At 51.2% G+C, this 16634-nt stretch carries 17 protein-coding genes and 2 pseudogenes; 10 read left to right on the top strand and 9 right to left on the bottom strand.

Annotated elements, in window-relative coordinates:
• Positions 1-49: 49 nt before the first annotated feature.
• Positions 50-547, top strand: a complete 498-nt coding sequence (gene ftnA / locus PUZ33_RS00230; protein ID WP_013096038.1) for a non-heme ferritin — start codon at positions 50-52, stop codon at positions 545-547.
• Between the two features lie 36 nt (positions 548-583).
• Here ftnA and PUZ33_RS00225 read toward each other — a convergent pair whose 3' ends face one another.
• A complete protein-coding gene (locus PUZ33_RS00225) occupies positions 584-925 on the bottom strand; it encodes a hypothetical protein (RefSeq protein WP_058680209.1) in 342 nt (113 codons plus the stop codon).
• 249 nt (positions 926-1174) lie between these two features.
• Here PUZ33_RS00225 and tyrP point away from each other — a divergent pair, with 249 nt between their 5' ends.
• Positions 1175-2386, top strand: coding sequence for a tyrosine transporter TyrP (gene tyrP / locus PUZ33_RS00220; RefSeq protein WP_029882588.1), 1212 nt, complete (start codon positions 1175-1177; stop codon positions 2384-2386).
• A gap of 31 nt (positions 2387-2417) precedes the next feature.
• Here the strand turns inward: tyrP and PUZ33_RS00215 are convergent, their stop codons facing one another.
• Complete coding sequence (locus tag PUZ33_RS00215) at positions 2418-3086, bottom strand: YecA/YgfB family protein (RefSeq protein WP_023622334.1); 669 nt, start codon at positions 3084-3086, stop codon at positions 2418-2420.
• Positions 3087-3508: 422 nt separating this feature from the next.
• Between PUZ33_RS00215 and PUZ33_RS00210 the strand changes: the two genes are divergently transcribed.
• The 5 genes from PUZ33_RS00210 to PUZ33_RS00190 all read left to right on the top strand — a co-directional run bounded on the left by PUZ33_RS00210 (position 3509) and on the right by PUZ33_RS00190 (position 8515).
• Positions 3509-4630, top strand: coding sequence for a branched-chain amino acid ABC transporter substrate-binding protein (locus PUZ33_RS00210; RefSeq protein WP_029882586.1), 1122 nt, complete (start codon positions 3509-3511; stop codon positions 4628-4630).
• A gap of 99 nt (positions 4631-4729) precedes the next feature.
• Positions 4730-5644, top strand: a complete 915-nt coding sequence (locus PUZ33_RS00205; protein ID WP_020687620.1) for an ABC transporter permease subunit — start codon at positions 4730-4732, stop codon at positions 5642-5644.
• A gap of 11 nt (positions 5645-5655) precedes the next feature.
• The gene (gene livM / locus PUZ33_RS00200; RefSeq protein ID WP_058680210.1) at positions 5656-6930 is read left to right on the top strand and encodes a high-affinity branched-chain amino acid ABC transporter permease LivM; all 1275 of its coding nucleotides are present in this window, start codon (positions 5656-5658) and stop codon (positions 6928-6930) included.
• Positions 6927-7802 (top strand): ABC transporter ATP-binding protein, encoded by an 876-nt coding sequence (locus tag PUZ33_RS00195; protein ID WP_029882584.1) that lies wholly within the window; start codon positions 6927-6929, stop codon positions 7800-7802. Before livM ends, PUZ33_RS00195 begins: the two co-directional genes overlap by 4 nt.
• Complete coding sequence (locus tag PUZ33_RS00190) at positions 7799-8515, top strand: ABC transporter ATP-binding protein (RefSeq protein WP_058680211.1); 717 nt, start codon at positions 7799-7801, stop codon at positions 8513-8515. Before PUZ33_RS00195 ends, PUZ33_RS00190 begins: the two co-directional genes overlap by 4 nt.
• A gap of 51 nt (positions 8516-8566) precedes the next feature.
• On the opposite strand, the gene PUZ33_RS00185 is transcribed toward PUZ33_RS00190, so the two are convergent.
• A complete protein-coding gene (locus tag PUZ33_RS00185; RefSeq protein ID WP_058680212.1) occupies positions 8567-9031 on the bottom strand; it encodes a hypothetical protein in 465 nt (154 codons plus the stop codon).
• On the bottom strand, positions 9009-9311 hold the full coding sequence (locus tag PUZ33_RS00180; protein ID WP_226834736.1) for a polymorphic toxin type 44 domain-containing protein: 303 nt from the start codon (positions 9309-9311) through the stop codon (positions 9009-9011). Before PUZ33_RS00180 ends, PUZ33_RS00185 begins: the two co-directional genes overlap by 23 nt.
• Before the next feature lie 293 nt (positions 9312-9604).
• Between PUZ33_RS00180 and PUZ33_RS00175 the strand changes: the two genes are divergently transcribed.
• Positions 9605-10096, top strand: a complete 492-nt coding sequence (locus PUZ33_RS00175; RefSeq protein WP_014832451.1) for an Hcp family type VI secretion system effector — start codon at positions 9605-9607, stop codon at positions 10094-10096.
• Positions 10097-10783: 687 nt separating this feature from the next.
• Here PUZ33_RS00175 and PUZ33_RS00165 read toward each other — a convergent pair.
• Complete coding sequence (locus PUZ33_RS00165; RefSeq protein ID WP_058680214.1) at positions 10784-11023, bottom strand: hypothetical protein; 240 nt, start codon at positions 11021-11023, stop codon at positions 10784-10786.
• Between the two features lie 85 nt (positions 11024-11108).
• Here PUZ33_RS00165 and PUZ33_RS00160 point away from each other — a divergent pair, with 85 nt between their 5' ends.
• The gene (locus PUZ33_RS00160; RefSeq protein WP_058680215.1) at positions 11109-11348 is read left to right on the top strand and encodes a DinI family protein; all 240 of its coding nucleotides are present in this window, start codon (positions 11109-11111) and stop codon (positions 11346-11348) included.
• Positions 11349-11409: 61 nt separating this feature from the next.
• Here PUZ33_RS00160 and PUZ33_RS00155 read toward each other — a convergent pair.
• The 3 genes and pseudogenes from PUZ33_RS00155 to PUZ33_RS00145 all read right to left on the bottom strand — a co-directional run bounded on the left by PUZ33_RS00155 (position 11410) and on the right by PUZ33_RS00145 (position 14061).
• Positions 11410-12530: pseudogene (locus PUZ33_RS00155) on the bottom strand (IS3-like element ISSen4 family transposase).
• 444 nt (positions 12531-12974) lie between these two features.
• On the bottom strand, positions 12975-13397 hold the full coding sequence (locus tag PUZ33_RS00150) for a hypothetical protein (RefSeq protein WP_045617088.1): 423 nt from the start codon (positions 13395-13397) through the stop codon (positions 12975-12977).
• Between the two features lie 115 nt (positions 13398-13512).
• Positions 13513-14061, bottom strand: coding sequence for a recombinase family protein (locus PUZ33_RS00145; RefSeq protein ID WP_058680218.1), 549 nt, complete (start codon positions 14059-14061; stop codon positions 13513-13515).
• Between the two features lie 394 nt (positions 14062-14455).
• Here PUZ33_RS00145 and PUZ33_RS00140 point away from each other — a divergent pair.
• Positions 14456-14932: pseudogene (locus PUZ33_RS00140) on the top strand (phage tail fiber protein); the annotation flags it as partial.
• Here the strand turns inward: PUZ33_RS00140 and PUZ33_RS00135 are convergent.
• Positions 14898-16172, bottom strand: a complete 1275-nt coding sequence (locus tag PUZ33_RS00135) for a phage tail fiber protein (protein ID WP_274205287.1) — start codon at positions 16170-16172, stop codon at positions 14898-14900. The pseudogene PUZ33_RS00140 and the gene PUZ33_RS00135 sit on opposite strands and share 35 nt — an antisense overlap.
• Positions 16173-16634 lie beyond the last annotated feature (462 nt).

Genomic DNA, 16634 nt, shown 5'->3' with positions numbered 1-16634 from the left:
TTATAGTGTCGCTCATTGTGAACCAGAAATAATAAACCGGAGCGTCACCATGCTGAAAACTGAAATGATCGACAAGCTCAATGCGCAAATGAATCTTGAGCTTTTTTCCTCCCTGCTCTACCAGCAGATGAGTGCCTGGTGCAGCTATCACAGCTTTGAAGGTGCCGCCGCGTTCCTGCGTCGTCACGCTCAGGAAGAGATGACCCACATGCAGCGTCTCTTTGATTATCTGACAGATACCGGCAGCCTGCCGCGCATTGATAACGTGGCATCACCGTTTGCGGAGTATGGCTCACTTGATGAACTCTTCCGCGCTACCTACGAGCACGAGCAGCTGATCACCCAGAAAATTAACGAACTTGTGCATGCGGCAATGACCAGCCAGGATTATCCAACCTTTAATTTCCTGCAGTGGTATGTGGCCGAACAACACGAAGAAGAGAAACTGTTTAAATCGGTTCTGGATAAATTATCGCTGGCCGGTAAAACCGGTGAAGGTCTTTACTTTATTGATAAAGAACTCTCTACGCTTGATACCCAGAATTAATATCGATACGGCGCTGACTTTCAGCGCCGTATTTTTTTACATGCAACCTGCGCAACTGGTGCAGCGCCAGTCATGCGGATTTACGGCCTGGAAAAAGTACCGGTAGTTTGCCGCCTCAAGCGGGATCCCGGCGTCGAAGAATAAATCCGTCAGCCAGTCCACGTTTTCGATTATCCACTCATCCTCTTTTAACCCCTGTGCAAAGGTCTCATCCTCAGGATCGATAATCGAATAAATCGCCCAGGTGCCCATATCCTTTTCACGTCGGGATTCCGGCAAAGTCAGCGCCGTATTCTGCCAGCTGATGATCCAGTGGCCGTGACATAGCAAATTGCCTTCCCGGCTCCAGGCCGCTGTGAATGGATTTTCCCCCGCCATCAGACCCTCATTTTATTTTATGTTTTGCAATTTTTGTTTAAATTACGCCTGATTTTCACGCGATCCTATTGTCCTTATGAAGTAGCCTTACACCTCCGAAGGATCAGAGAGTTACCTGAAGAGCCTCGCCCGGCTAGAATCGTAAAGTTATAATTACACCTCTTGTAACGGTGATTTGACGAAATACGGCTTTTCCCTTACTCTGCGCCGCAGATTTTGTCGCGATCGTGAAGCGTTGTAGAGGAAAGCGTGAAAAACAGAACCCTGGGAAGTATTTTTATCGTCGCCGGAACGACGATTGGCGCAGGAATGCTGGCGATGCCGCTGGCCGCCGCGGGCGTCGGATTTGGCATGACATTACTGCTACTGGGTACGCTCTGGGCATTAATGTGTTACACCGCGCTGTTGCTGCTTGAGGTTTATCAGCACGTCCCCGCCGATACCGGGCTGGGTTCGCTTGCGGCACGCTATCTGGGCCGTTACGGACAGTGGGTGACAGGCTTTAGCATGATGTTTCTGATGTACGCCCTGACCGCTGCATATATCAGCGGTGCCGGGGAATTGATCGCTTCCAGCGTCAACGACGGGTTCGGTGCTGACATTACGCCAGCGACGGGGGCCATCTTCTTTACGCTCATCGGCGGCGGCGTAGTCTGTGTGGGCACCTCGCTGGTCGATCTGTTTAACCGTTTTTTATTCAGCGCCAAAATTCTTTTTCTGATTGTAATGCTGGTTCTGCTGGCACCGCATGTTCATAAGGTCAACCTGCTGACGCTGCCGTTGGAAAAAGGCCTGGCGCTTTCCGCGATCCCGGTCATTTTTACCTCATTTGGCTTCCACGGCAGTGTGCCAAGCATTGTCAGCTACATGAACGGTGATATTCGCAAGCTTCGCCGCGTGTTTGTTATCGGTAGCGCCATCCCGCTGATTGCCTACATTTTCTGGCAGCTGGTGACGCTGGGCAGTATCGACTCTTCCACCTTTATTGGCTTGATGGCGGAACACGCTGGTCTGAATGGTTTCTTGCTGGCGCTGCGTGAAGTGGTAACTTCTCCACACGTTGAGCTGGCGGTGCATCTGTTTGCCGATCTGGCGCTGGCCACCTCCTTCCTGGGCGTGGCGCTCGGTCTGTTTGATTATCTGGCAGATCTCTTCCAGCGTCGCAATTCCGTCACCGGCCGCTTACAGACAGGGGCGATCACCTTCCTGCCTCCGCTGGCCTTTGCCCTCTTCTACCCGCGCGGGTTTGTCATGGCGCTGGGGTATGCGGGGGTGGCGCTATCCATTCTTGCCCTGCTGCTCCCTTCTCTGCTGGCGTGGAAGAGCCGCCAACAGCATGCCCGGCAAGGGTACCGGGTGGCAGGTGGAAAACCGCTACTGTGCATTGTGTTTGCCTGCGGGGTCGTCATTATTCTGGTGCAATTTTTGATTGCGGCGGGAATGCTGCCGGAAGTGGGGTAAAAAAAAGGGGCTATCAACAGCCCCTTTTTTATCAGTGTAAGCAACAGCTCTTAAACTTCTTCCCGCTGCCGCACGGACACGGATCGTTACGCCCGACCTTTGTGCCGTTAACAATCGGTTTCTTCGCTTCCGGTTGCTGTGGGTTAGCAGACCAGTAGTCGTATAAACGCAGCGCCGCTGGCTGGATACGCTCAATGCTGGCGATGTACTCCTCTTCGCTCAGCGCGTCCAGCTTCTCGCTGTTCTCTTCTGCGCCGTGAAGCGCGATGACATCCAGATCCGCTTTCAGCTCTTCTGGCAGTGCAGACCAGTCGGTCAGCGACACGCCGCGCATATAGCCATAACACCACTCTTCCACCACGGTGTAGCTCTGGCCGTCCACGTCGTTATAACCAAACATCGGCTCAAACTGATCCGGGTATTCGCTCAGGCGCTCAGCAATGTCGTTCATATGCTTAAAGCAGAGATCGATAAAACGGTTCATTTCTCGATCGTTTTTCCAGCGCGGGATATATTTCTCGCCGCCCCATACCGCCACCAGCCAGGTGTCTGGCTCGACAACCACGGGGCCGGAAAGCACTGCCGTAAGCATGCCGTCCAGTTCGGACACGTCAATCACGGACGCATCGTCATGACCGTAAGACATTAACGTCTCTTCCAGCCACGCCATTTCGCTTGCATTTAATGGGCCTTCAGTCATTGCTGACACTCCTGATCAAAAAGGAAAGGATCCTAGCACATATCGTAGGCCTTTCCCGGCGGAAGTTACGGGAATTATTGCTGCAAAAACGTGCAAATCGTGACCCTTGCACAACTTATGGGCTTTATTGTTAACGAGATGTGATCTCCGCTGTAATTTCAGTGCGTCCCGCAAGGCTGCGTACAACGGCGCTCTATACTCAACATGTCGCAACGCCGTCAACAGGTTAACCATTCTGGCAACGATTTTGCTTAATCTTCAGCACGCGACACTGCGCATGGAAACCTCGCCGTATTAAGCAGGATGCTGACCGTATCTTGTTCGTAACATCATTTTTCTCGCTCGTGTTTTTGATTGGCTGCGCCGTCGGGCGTTCGGGTTTACACCGTGGTGCAAAAACCTCATTGCTAAGGAACACAATAATGTCGCTGAAATTAATCAGAACTCCTCTTTCTCTTGTGTTGGCCGGTTGTCTGGTGACGGCATTTTCCGCCCGGGCAGATATTGTCATTGGCGTGGCCGGGCCATTTACAGGCCCCAATGCCACCTACGGCGATCAGTACTGGCATGGCGCAACACAGGCAGCAGAGGACATTAACGCCGCAGGCGGGATCAACGGTGAAAAAATTAAGCTGGTTCAGGGAGATGATGCCTGCGAGCCCAAGCAGGCCGTTGCCGTCGCCAACCGTTTAGTCGACCAGGATAAGGTCAACGCGGTGGTCGGTCATTTCTGCTCCTCGTCCACCATGCCCGCCTCTGAGGTGTACAGCGACGCGGGGATCATCGCCATCACGCCTGGCTCCACCAACCCGCAGATTACCGAGCGCGGCATGAGCGATATGTTCCGCATGTGCGGCCGCGATGACCAGCAGGGTCAGGTCGCCAGCGATTTCATTATCGACAAGCTGAAAGCCAAACGGGTGGTGATCATTCACGACAAAGACACCTACGGTCAGGGGCTGGCGGACGCCACCAAAGCCGCACTGGCAAAACGCGGCGTGCAGGACGTAATGTACGAAGGGTTATCCCGCGGTGAAAAAGACTTTAACGCCCTGGTCACCAAAATTGGGGCGCAAAAACCGGACGTCGTCTTCTTCGGGGGCTGTCACCCTGAAGCCGGCCCGCTGGTTCGCCAGATGCGTGAACAGGGCGTGCAGGCAAAATTCTTCTCCGGCGACTGTATTGTCAACGAAGAGATGGTGACCGCGGCGGGAGGCCCCCAATATACCAACGGCATCTATATGACCTTCGGTAAAGATCCGCGCCTGATCCCGGACGGTAAAGCGGTAATTGAGAAATTCCGCGCCGGTAAATTCGAACCGGAAGGATACACCCTCTACTCCTATGCCTCTGTGCAGGCTATCGCCGCGGCATTCAAGGCGACGGGCGGCAAGGACTCAGCCAAAGCCAGCGAATGGCTGAAGGCTAATTCCGTCGATACGGTGATGGGCAAAAAAGCCTGGGACAGCAAAGGCGATCTGAAAGTCTCTGACTACGTGGTGTATCAGTGGGACGACAAAGGAAAGTATAAGGAAGTGCCGTAACGGGACGGAGTCACGCTCAACGTCGGCAGGGCCGCCTGCCGACGCAAACAACACATCAGGCTGCGCGGTTTGCGCGGCCGTTATAAAGAGCGCGCTAAGATGAGTACATTCTTCCTGCAACAGTTAATTAATGGCTTAACGCTGGGCTCCGTCTACGGACTCATCGCCATCGGTTATACGATGGTGTACGGCATCATCGGGATGATTAACTTCGCCCACGGCGAAGTGTATATGATCTCAGCCTATCTCTGCGCGATTGGCCTGGCGCTGCTCTCCTTCTTCGGCCTGCAGTCGTTCCCTCTACTGATCCTCGGCACGCTGGTATTCACCATCGTGGTCACCGGAGTGTATGGCTGGACCATCGAGCGCATTGCCTATAAACCGCTACGCAACTCCACCCGTCTGGCGCCGCTGATCTCCGCCATCGGCATGTCGCTTATCCTGCAAAATTACGCGCAACTGAGCCAGGGGCCGCGTCAGCAAGGGGTTCCCACCATGCTGGACGGCGTGATTCGTCTGCATCTGGGAGAGGGGTTCGTGCAGATTACCTATACCAAAGTATTCATTCTGGTCGCCTCCTTCGCCGGGATGCTATTGCTCACCTGGATTATCAGCCATACCCGGCTGGGACGCATGTGTCGTGCGGTACAACAGGATCGAAAAATGGCCTCCATTCTGGGGATAAATACCGACAGGATTATTTCTCTGGTATTTGTCATCGGCGCGGCAATGGCCGGTCTGGCCGGGGTGCTCATTACCATGAATTACGGCACCTTTGATTTCTACGTCGGGTTTGTGATTGGTATCAAAGCCTTTACCGCCGCGGTGCTCGGGGGGATCGGCTCTTTGCCCGGCGCGATGCTCGGCGGGCTGATTCTGGGGGTGGCCGAAGCTCAGTTTTCCGGCATGGTGAACTCGGACTACAAAGATGTGTTCTCGTTTGGGCTGCTGGTCATGATCCTGATTTTCCGCCCTCAGGGACTGCTCGGCCGCCCTGTCGTGGCCAAAGTGTGAAGGAGAAAACAATGACATCACACGGTTTCTCCCTCAAGCGCTGCCTGCTGGACGCGATGTTTTCCGGGCTGATCGCATTGATTATTTTTGGCCCGATTGCGGGCGTGGTGCTGGACGGATATAGCTTTAACTTTGCCGCACAGCGCCTGGCCTGGATGGTTGGCACAGTGATGGTTGGGCGTTTTCTGCTGAGCGCTTTTTTAAGTACCGCTGCCGGGGCCCGTTTTCAGGCGCGGTTCGAAGCCGACAGCGCGGGAGTATATGTTCGCCCGCCGGAATACAAAAGCCGTCTGCGCTGGGTTATTCCTCTGGCGATCGCCCTTGCGATCTGCTTCCCGTTTGTCGCCACCAAATACCTGCTGACGGTTGCTATCCTCGGGCTGATTTACGTCCTGCTCGGCCTCGGCCTGAATATCGTCGTGGGTCTGGCCGGACTGCTGGATCTGGGGTATGTCGCCTTCTACGCCATCGGCGCTTACGGGCTGGCGTTGGGGTATCAATATCTGGGACTTGGATTCTGGAGCATGCTGCCGCTGGCGGCAATTATGGCCGCTGCCGCCGGAGCCCTGCTCGGCTTCCCGGTGCTGCGCATGCACGGCGACTACCTGGCGATTGTGACGCTCGGGTTCGGGGAAATTATCCGTCTGGTGCTGAACAACTGGCTAACCTTCACCGGCGGGCCTAATGGCGTGTCAGCCCCACCGCCTACGTTTTTCGGACTGGAGTTTGGTCGACGCGCCAAAGAAGGTGGCGTGCCATTTCATGAGTTTTTCCATCTGACGTACAACCCGAATATGAAGTTTATCTTTATTTACGCGGTGCTGTTTCTGGTGGTGCTGCTGGTGCTTTATATCAAGCATCGTCTGACACGAATGCCAATTGGCCGGGCATGGGAAGCCCTGCGGGAAGATGAAATCGCCTGCCGCTCCATGGGCCTCAACCATGTGCTGGTTAAGCTTTCGGCCTTTACGCTGGGCGCGTCAACGGCCGGGATTGCGGGCGTGTTCTTTGCTACCTATCAGGGTTTTGTGAATCCAACCTCATTCACCTTTTTTGAATCTGCGCTGATCCTCGCCATCGTGGTACTGGGCGGCATGGGCTCTACGCTCGGAGTCGTGCTGGCAGCCTTTGTGCTCACCGTGACACCCGAGCTGTTGCGCAGCTTTGCTGAGTATCGCGTCCTGCTGTTTGGCATGCTGATGGTGGTGATGATGATCTGGCGTCCGCGCGGGTTGATCCGCATTAACCGAAGCGGGTTTGCCGTGCGTAAGGGCGTGGCGCCATGAATGGAACGATTTTAAGCGTAGAGCACCTGATGATGCATTTTGGCGGGATCAAGGCGCTTAATGACGTCAATCTCGACGTGCAGCGCGGTTCAATTACCGCCCTTATCGGCCCAAACGGCGCTGGCAAAACCACCGTCTTTAACTGCCTGACCGGCTTCTATAAAGCGTCCGGCGGGAACATTCTGTTTAATGCACGCAACAGAACGACCAACGTCATTCAGGTTCTCGGGCAAAAATTCCAGCCGGACGACTGGATTCACCCTGCACAGTTGGGGCAGCGCCTTTTCTATAAGATGTTTGGCGGGACGCATCTGGTTAACCGCGCCGGGCTGGCACGCACCTTCCAGAACATTCGTCTGTTCCGCGAGATGTCGGTCGTGGAAAACCTGCTGGTCGCACAGCATATGCGCGTTAACCGTAATTTGCTCGCCGGGATCCTCAATACCCCCGCTTACCGACGGGCAGAGAGCGACGCCCTGGACAGGGCCTTCTACTGGCTTGAGGTGGTGGATCTTGTGGAGTGTGCCAATCGCCTGGCGGGCGAGATGTCCTACGGCCAGCAGCGGCGTCTGGAAATCGCGCGCGCCATGTGCACCGGACCAGAGATGATCTGTCTGGATGAACCCGCCGCCGGGCTCAACCCGGTTGAAACGCACAAGCTGAGCAACATCATCCGTTTTCTGCGCGACCACCACGGTATTACGGTACTGTTGATTGAACACGATATGGGAATGGTGATGGAGATTTCGGACGACATCATTGTGCTCGACCATGGAGACGTCATCGCCAGGGGAAAACCCGAGCAGATCCAGCATGATGAAAAAGTGATCGCCGCGTATCTGGGCACCGATGAAAGCGAGGTCAATCTATGAGCGAACCGATGCTGGCCTTTCGCGAGGTGGACGTGTTTTACGGCGTGATCCAGGCGCTGAAACAGGTAACCCTTGAAGTAAACAAAGGGGAAACCGTGGCGCTGATAGGCGCTAACGGCGCGGGTAAATCGACATTACTGATGTCTATCTTCGGCCAGCCGCGTATTCGCAGCGGGCAGATCGTGTTTTGCGGAGAGGAGATTAGCCATAAATCGACCCACTATGTCGCCTCCGAAGGCATTGCCCAGGCGCCGGAAGGACGACGCATTTTTCCCGATATGACCGTGGAGGAGAACCTGCTGATGGGGACCATCCCCATTGGCAGCCAGTTTGCAATGGAAGATATGCACACCATGTTTGACCTCTTCCCTCGCCTCAAAGAGCGGCGTAAACAGCGCGCGATGACCATGTCCGGCGGGGAACAGCAGATGCTGGCTATCGCCCGGGCGCTGATGAGCCGCCCTAAACTCCTGTTACTGGATGAACCCAGCCTCGGCCTGGCGCCGATTGTGGTGAAACAGATCTTCCAGACGCTGCGCGAACTGGCCCGCAACGGGATGACCATTTTTCTGGTGGAGCAGAATGCGCACCACGCGCTGAAACTTTCTGACCGCGGCTACGTGATGGTTAACGGGCAGATCCGCCTGAGCGGCAGCGGAGAGGAGTTACTGGGGAATCAGGAGGTGAGGAAGGCGTATTTGGGCGGGGTGTGATGTCAAAGGCTGGTCATTAACTTCTTGAACAGCAGAGCGCGCCGACATTATTTATTTGTTGAATTTCCCTTTATCCCAGCCTTCACCGCGAGCAGTTAAATCGACCGATGGCACGACAGCTATTCCCTCAGTATCATAAAAAAATGCGGAGGTCGTAAAGTCGTATACGGTGCCGTGAACGGTGAAAGAGATGTTATTTCCGATTCCATCAACTTTTGCTCGTGGCGTGTTCGCTGTAAGCGTGGGAGCAATGTGCTGTTTTTCGAGTCCCTCCAGGGGATCGCCGTCAAACTTGCTCGCCAAAAAATAGCGGTATACGTCCCCTGTTGTCGTGTCCGGTTCTGCGTATTCAGTGATATATAGCCACGTCCGTGGAGTGAGCTGACGAACCTCGTAAAGCTTGTCTCGCACAGTTAAGCGCTGAATATGCTGTAAATAGCAGTACATCGCGATCATAACGGCCATAATCACCGTGGCGGCCCAGTGCAGCACTCTAAAAGTGGTGCTGTTTAGCATAGTCTATTCCCTGTTTTATCCAGAACTGATCAATCGGGTCATCGCCGAACGGTGGGCCTTGCATGAAATTTCCCCATTCTTTTCTTGATGTGCCCGCTTTCCACTGCGCCGCACCAGCGGCCATATGTAAAATTTCTGCCGGAATGCAAGCAGCATAGCCCACTGCCCCGAAATGAAAGTTACCAAAATCAGCCCAGAGTCGATTTTTTTGTTTGTAATCCCACGGCCCACCGTTTCTGACTCGTTGATAAAACCAGATATACGTTAGCGGAGCGGCCATGTCCTGCACTTCACACCGTGCTCTCGCGAGTCTGATGTGTTCCCGCAAAATCTCCAGCCCACGGGGTGGGTAAATTGGTATACATGCCATCCTTGATCTCTGTAGCCATTTAAAGCAGGCAACATAAAATTAATTGAGATTGTGTATATTGCCCGGGATCAATTTAATATTTTTATTATTAATATCAATAAGTAACGCAATTTCATTTCAATCACCAATGGCACAATCTGTATTACGCGCTATCCAGTTTTAGCCGTTAATGACCGTTTAATCATCAAAAAGGAGTTTTTGAAATGGCTATTCCTGCTTACTTATGGCTTAAGGATGACGGTGGTGCGGATATCAAAGGATCTGTTGATATTTTAGATCGTGAAGGGAGCATTGAAGTGCTTTCCTTTAGCCACGGCTTATTGGTTCCGACCGATAACGGGACGGGCAAAATAACCGGTACGCGCCTCCATGCGCCTCTCGTAATCGAAAAAGAGTTTGATAGCTCGAGTCCGTACCTCTACAAAGCGGTAGCAACAGGCCAGACGCTAAAAAGCGCCGAGATCAAATGGTATAAAATCAACGATGCAGGACAAGAAGTTGAATACTTCAATATGTTGCTTGAAAACGTCCGGGTAGTCAGTATTAACCCCGTTATGCATAACTGCAAAGAGCCAGCATTACAGATACACAATCACAACGAAGGTATACAGCTCCGCTATGAGCGTATCACCTGGAAGTACTGCGACGGGAATGTCCAATACTCGGACGCATGGAACGAGCGCGTTACAGTCTAATGCAGGGCGGTTAATCCGCCTTATTTTTTGCAACCACTCTTGCATTCATACCACGAAAAGCAAATTTCAGACACAAAAAAACCACCTTTCGGTGGTTTCACGACACTGCTTATTGCTTTGATTATTCTTTATTTCCCATGGTACCCGGAGTGGGACTTGAACCCACACAGCGCGAACGCCGAGGGATTTTAAATCACGCGTGTTATCTATAATAATCAAATACATACGTTTATTTTTCGCCATTAATTCATAATTTTTAGATCAAATGAATCAACAGCTTACGCATATCAAAAATTCACAATGGCGAAACTTTTTCGTTCTGCGAACCGACATTGGGTATAGGGAGAATGGGGGTTAAACCCCTAACTTAAATGGTTGGGCAATCTTCGTTACCTACTCTGTTAAGACTATGCGTTAGCACGCCAAAAACCTCCACGTCATCCAGCGCGTCGCCTTCTATCGCTTCACCATCTTCAGTTATCAATGCCGCCCCATATAGCTTTGCAAACTCGTTTCTGTTATCCATTCTTACCAGTAGCGTATCTCCCTGCTCTGGCATCATGGCAACGTTAATGACAGCCCAACCGCAAGACGTTTCTATTACCCTGCAGTTCCCATCAACTCCGCATAACAGATCTATGGTTAACCGCTGTTCCTGGTAATCCATAGCTGGTGAAGGAAAGCCCATCAGAATACCCTCCCCATATTACGCAAGATCCAGTAACGGTTATCACTGCCGTCCGTCGTCTTATCAGCAAAATCTGGCTGGTATCTCTCAATCCATGCGTTAGCGTCTGCCTGGCTGAAATGCCAGTTCTTCTCGCGCAATTTATTGATGAATTTGTTTGTATTGAGACAAAGGTAACCCTTTGGATTCTGTTCTATAGAGGCTAAAAAAGCTGCGTGAATATCATATTGGCGAGGCATACAGCACCCTCACTTGCTCATTGACTGTATGCATATACAGTAGTATTTTTATATCAAGAGATCAAGTCAGTCAGGAGGGAGAGTGATGTTCGTTGAACTGGTTTATGACAAGCGTAATGTTGAGGGGCTCGAAGGGGCGAGAGAGATTATCCTGGCAGAACTGACGAAGCGGGTGCACCAGATTTTCCCTAGCGCTGAAGTGAAGGTGAAGCCGATGCAGGCAAACGCCTTAAACAGTGACGCCAGCAAAGGTGATCGGGAAAAGCTGAACCGTATGCTGGAGGAAATGTTTGAAGAGTCCGATATGTGGCTGGTCAAAGATTAACAAACCGATTATCTACCGTTCCGTAGATAACATGACCTGCCCCCACGATTAGATACAACACTCAGTTAGTAACGTCGGAATCTTCATTCTCAGAATGACCCTTTCTCCAGCCCGCTGCAAATTCAGACGGTGTCTGATAATTCAGCGTGGAGTGCGGGCGGCATTCGTTATAATCCTGCCGCCAGTCATTAATAATTTTCCTGGCATGAACGATATCGCTGAACCAGTGCTCATTCAAACATTCATCGCGAAATCGTCCGTTAAAGCTCTCAATAAATCCGTTCTGCGTTGGCTTGCCCGGCTGGATTAAGCGCAACTCAACACCATGCTCAAAGGCCCATTGATCCAGTGCACGGCAAGTGAACTCCGGCCCCTGGTCAGTTCTTATCGTCGCCGGATAGCCTCGAAACAGTGCAATGCTGTCCAGAATACGCGTGACCTGAACGCCTGAAATCCCAAAGGCAACAGTGACCGTCAGGCATTCCTTTGTGAAATCATCGACGCAGGTAAGACACTTGATCCTGCGACCGGTGGAAAGTGCGTCCATGACGAAATCCATCGACTAGGTCAGATTGGGCGCCGCCGGACGGAGCAGCGGCAGACGTTCTGTTGCCAGCCCTTTACGACGTCTTCTGCGTTTTACGCCCAGGCCACTGAGGTGATAAAGCCGGTACACGCGCTTATGATTAACATGAAGCCCTTCACGGCGCAGCAACTGCCAAATACGACGGTAGCCAAAACGCCTGCCCTCCAGTGCCAGCTCAGTGATGCGCCCTGATAAATGCGCATCAGCAGCCGGACGGTGAGCCTCATAGCGGCAGGTCGACAGGGATAAACCTGTAAGCCTGCAGGCACAACGTTGCGACAGACCGGTCGCATCACACATCAACATCACGGCTTCCCGCTTCTGGTCTGTCGTCAGTACTTTCGCCCAAGAGCCACCTGAAGCGCCTCTTTATCCAGCATGGCTTCGGCAAGCAGCTTCTTGAGTCTGGCGTTCTCTTCCTCAAGCGACTTCAGGCGCTTAACTTCAGGCACCTCCATACCGCCATACTTCTTACGCCAGGTGTAAAACGTGGCATCGGAAATGGCATGCTTGCGGCAGAGTTCACGGGCGGGTACCCCAGCTTCGGCTTCGCGGAGAATACTGATGATCTGTTCGTCGGAAAAACGCTTCTTCATGGGGATGTCCTCATGTGGCTTATGAAGACATTACTAACATCGGGGTGTACTAATCAACGGGGAGCAGGTCAACCTTGGTTTATCTGTCTTTTTTAGTAGGTGTGTGTAAGATGGTTTTACATTACAGTCATTCTTTGTCTAATACATGATCAGGAGATTTGTTCAGTGAATGTTTCCGCCCGTTTTGTTATACTCTTAAATCTTGCATGCGCTGCTTTATTATTTACTCTACTCAATGCTCGGTTTGATTTATTCTGATCAGGTTCTCATTTCACTTACTTAAAATCCCTCCCAAAATTTATGCAAGTACATATTTTATATCCAATCGAGTAGTAAATCGACAATCATCAGGGAGAATAATGACTTGATAAAGGACGTGATCATAGACCATCGTCCTAATCTTCCATACACAGGTGGGTATGTTGTGTATGAACCCCCGTCCAACTAGTTCCTTACGATTACCCTTAAAGCACTTTTCATGGTGATGTTTTTCCTTGTTACATATTTGGATGCTTGTTTTAAGGCATTATTCATTGCTATTACAGTCACAGGCCTAGCTAATCCTTTAACTCGATTTGATCTACTCTGGAAAACATAAATATCAGAAGAATTGCAATCCTTTCTGCACGCAATTAACTTAGAAAGCAATAAATTTAATCTAATTGTTCGTGGCTCAAATTTTGGAGTTCCAGCCAAGTGCAGCATGTCATCTTCGATATCGGAATATCTAATAGTAATCACCCTGCTGCCTTCAGCACGGAGAGAAAACAATGTTAACCATAAGTCTGCCCAAGTTGATGAGATTTTAGACAATTCAACGTGAATAGCCCTGAACTCTTCTGGTGTAATAGAATCTGTTTTTGCCATGAATACCCCCAATGCTCAACCCCACCGCTCACCAAAATTTCAACAACTTTATTACATTCTTTCAATACTTTATTACGAAAATTGTATTAAATGTTCAATATTTTTTCCTCTGCCCCTACCGCGCCGGAAATTTCTTATACAAGGTGCACACCGCAACGTCGTAAATAATCGCTACTTGCTTTCTGTCTACTCCGTTTGCGATCAAACGCCCCGCCTGCGCCCATTGCTCTGGAGTAAGCTTTGGTCGCCTGCCTCCGATTCTCCCCTTTGCCCTCGCCACAGCTAAACCTGCACGCGTTCTTTCAATAATGTTTTCCCTTTCCATTTCAGCTGCTGCACTCAGCATGGTGTATGCGAAACGGCCTATTGAAGTGCTGATTCTTATCCCTTCAGTGATTGAAACAAATTCAATCTTGTTCGCACGGAAATAACGCAATAAATCCACAAGGTGAATGAGGGACCGCCCAAGCCGATCAAGCTTCCAGACGATAACGGTATCGCCTGGTCGTAGTAGCTTCATCATCTTATCCAGCCCTGGGCGTTTTGATTTTGAACCGGATATTTTATCTTCAAAAATTCGGTCACATTCTAATCGATTAAGTGCTTCTAACTGTAATTCAAGATTTTGGTCAAAAGTTGATACCCTTGCGTACCCATATTGCATTTTTTTTATCCACCTTTTGCTACGAAAAAATCAGGTGAAGTTATCGGCATGGCTGGCGAAGGGCAATCTATAAAACCTCGGTTTGGGAAGTAGCGCCACGAGGAACTCACTGGATTCTGAGATTGTTACCAATAGTGATACGAGTCAGATTCCCTCGCTAAAAGCTCTTGGCTTGGGATACGCTCGTCATATTGACAACTTTTCAAACACAAACATGCTTGGATTTGGTCGCTTCACAAGTCAAACAGCTAATAATCCTGCAAATACCAACGGTGTAGGGGTGCAGCTACAATATGATGGTGGTCCATCCACGTCATGGTTCGTTTGGACGAACGATGGACAGGCATATATACAGACAAGCCATATGCAGGGCACTACGTATCTATGGAAAAAGGTTTACACGACTGCAAATACTACAGTTGCATCAGATGGCAGCATTAAAGCAGCATCGCCTGTGGTCAAAGTGTTTACAGATGGCGCATACCAGACCAATGACGAATCTGAAGGCTGCACCGTAACCCGTCTGGCCATCGGTGAATATCTGATTGAAGGATGTGAAGGGCTTAACTCTGACGCTGCATGGGGCGGTATTGACGGCGGTTTTGATATTCCCACCGACCGCAACAAACAGCCCCTGATCTGGCTGGATTATGAGGTTCATGCTGACGGTTCGGTGTTAGTGAAAACCTATCACCGCACACATCCTGCCGCGCCAGAGTTCGCCAGGAATGAACTGCAGGATATTAGCAATGGTGACCCGATAGACATCCCTTCTGACCAATTTGTCTCTGTACGTATTCAGATGCCGCAGGACAGTATCTGGAATCAGCGCAAGGCTATGGCTGAAGTTCCTGATTCATCCGCTGGTTAAACAGCGAATCAGATGGCATATCCAGGCGAACATCGATCCAACTGTTCGCCGGGACATCCATCAGTTCTCCTTTCGTTTTGATGATCTCTCCGTCATCGCTCAGCATGTATTTGCGCTTAAACAGGCGGATTGTCAGCTCGCCATTGTCGGTTTGCTCTGCCTCAACCACGCCCAGCTCTCCCATGCCGCCAGGGTCCATCGGCGGCAGTAACTGCCACCCCTCAGATGCCAGACCTGCCGAACCGGTGAGTACGTAAAAACCTACGTCGCGGCGGGAAAGGGTAATTCCCTCGGCCTCAGCATTCGCTGTGCCGCAGCCGCACCATGTGAAGCCATCCTCTGCCACATCAGTACGTTCAGTTTCTTCCCTGCTTTTGACAATACGGGCTACTGGCGATGCCGCCTTAAGCGTGCCATCACTGGCTTTAGTTGTATTATTTGTATGATAGTGAGTGGCCCACGATGACCAGTTTCCGGCGTCTCTGTATCTTGCAACTACTCCACCAATTCCAGTTACCTGGAGCTGCGCTATAGAAGTTCCGCGTGTCATAATCATTACCGGAGCATACGCTGATGCATAATTTGATGCTGAGGCACCAGGCGCAGAGAAAATTCCATTTACTGCCATATAATTAGCGTTAGCTTCGGCTGCTGGCGTGCTTGGGCCACTATCGTATACTGAAGCTCCAAGTCCGAACGCCCCAACTTGCATGACGTTCCCGGCCGCCGTTCCGACGTCCTTAGTCGCGCTACTTCCTAAACCGAGGTTTGTGCGACTGCCTTCAGCCGTTGTTGCCCCGGTCCCGCCCTGGTCAATCGGGAGAGCACCGTTGGCCCCTTTCTGCGCCAGTTTACCGATGCCAGGAATGGTTACAGGGGTGCCGTTGATGGTAACGGTGATGCTCTGGTTTGCCGAGGTAGTGGCGAACGTCTCCCAGGCACCAATATTCTCGTCATACTCTTTGATGAGCTGTGACATGGCCTGCGCCAGGCCGTCGACCGAGATATTGTCCGACACAAGGATTCCATACTTCTGGCCGTTCAGCGCCGGTGATGCCGCTGGCGTAACTGTCAGCGAAGTAGCGCTGTTGATGGTGGTGATCTGGAACATCTGAACCGGGTTAGAGAGTACGATAATCGTCTGTCCTGCACGAACCTGGCTGGCTGGCGCGGTCCAGTTTGTTCCTGTTCCGGTTACCGTATTACCACTAACTGCAATGGTACCTGTGCTGTAAATCATATTTTCTCCAGGAAATAAAAAACCCGCCAAAAGTGACGGGTTATTAATCGTGTTGAATGTCTAATTGGATTATGAGAACGACCCGGTACCTCGGGTAATGCTTAACGTCGGTGATGTAATTGACTTACTTGATGTTCCGCTTCCTGTGACTGTAATGGTTCCCGTAACTGTATTTGCGGTGATGTTTCTCAATGCATGCCTTACCGATATCCACATCCCAGTATTCCCTGACGGTACGTTAATATTTCCAAGGTCACGTATATTCCCATTGATATTGAGCGTGATGTTAACGACCGTTGTTCCGGTAAGCGATGACACATAAATCAGACCTTCGAGAAGGGCGGATTTCGCAAGCGAGGAATTAGAGGAGTCTGTGAATGTTATCACTCTGGTAGCTGTTGTAGCGCCTGAAACGACAACGTCTGCTCCAACTCCAATATTCGCTATATCACCGACAAAAGT

This window comes from Enterobacter cloacae complex sp. 2022EL-00981 (assembly GCF_028737495.1).
GTDB lineage: Bacteria > Pseudomonadota > Gammaproteobacteria > Enterobacterales > Enterobacteriaceae > Enterobacter > Enterobacter cloacae.
Note: the sequence above shows the minus strand (reverse complement) of the source record. Positions and strands in the feature narration are given on the sequence as shown.

Excerpts from the sequence above, each read along its gene's own strand:
- PUZ33_RS00215 (WP_023622334.1), bottom strand. The coding sequence starts at position 3,086 with ATGACTGAAGGCCCATTAAATGCAAGCGAAATGGCGTGGCTGGAAGAG.
- PUZ33_RS00185 (WP_058680212.1), bottom strand. The coding sequence starts at position 9,031 with ATGCTAAACAGCACCACTTTTAGAGTGCTGCACTGGGCCGCCACGGTG.
- PUZ33_RS00210 (WP_029882586.1), top strand. The coding sequence starts at position 3,509 with ATGTCGCTGAAATTAATCAGAACTCCTCTTTCTCTTGTGTTGGCCGGT.
- PUZ33_RS00135 (WP_274205287.1), bottom strand. The coding sequence starts at position 16,172 with ATGATTTACAGCACAGGTACCATTGCAGTTAGTGGTAATACGGTAACC.
- PUZ33_RS00165 (WP_058680214.1), bottom strand. The coding sequence starts at position 11,023 with ATGCCTCGCCAATATGATATTCACGCAGCTTTTTTAGCCTCTATAGAA.
- PUZ33_RS00175 (WP_014832451.1), top strand. The coding sequence starts at position 9,605 with ATGGCTATTCCTGCTTACTTATGGCTTAAGGATGACGGTGGTGCGGAT.
- PUZ33_RS00190 (WP_058680211.1), top strand. The coding sequence starts at position 7,799 with ATGAGCGAACCGATGCTGGCCTTTCGCGAGGTGGACGTGTTTTACGGC.
- PUZ33_RS00205 (WP_020687620.1), top strand. The coding sequence starts at position 4,730 with ATGAGTACATTCTTCCTGCAACAGTTAATTAATGGCTTAACGCTGGGC.
- PUZ33_RS00160 (WP_058680215.1), top strand. The coding sequence starts at position 11,109 with ATGTTCGTTGAACTGGTTTATGACAAGCGTAATGTTGAGGGGCTCGAA.
- PUZ33_RS00195 (WP_029882584.1), top strand. The coding sequence starts at position 6,927 with ATGAATGGAACGATTTTAAGCGTAGAGCACCTGATGATGCATTTTGGC.
- livM (WP_058680210.1), top strand. The coding sequence starts at position 5,656 with ATGACATCACACGGTTTCTCCCTCAAGCGCTGCCTGCTGGACGCGATG.
- PUZ33_RS00145 (WP_058680218.1), bottom strand. The coding sequence starts at position 14,061 with ATGCAATATGGGTACGCAAGGGTATCAACTTTTGACCAAAATCTTGAA.
- PUZ33_RS00180 (WP_226834736.1), bottom strand. The coding sequence starts at position 9,311 with ATGGCCGCTCCGCTAACGTATATCTGGTTTTATCAACGAGTCAGAAAC.
- ftnA (WP_013096038.1), top strand. The coding sequence starts at position 50 with ATGCTGAAAACTGAAATGATCGACAAGCTCAATGCGCAAATGAATCTT.
- PUZ33_RS00225 (WP_058680209.1), bottom strand. The coding sequence starts at position 925 with ATGGCGGGGGAAAATCCATTCACAGCGGCCTGGAGCCGGGAAGGCAAT.
- PUZ33_RS00150 (WP_045617088.1), bottom strand. The coding sequence starts at position 13,397 with ATGGCAAAAACAGATTCTATTACACCAGAAGAGTTCAGGGCTATTCAC.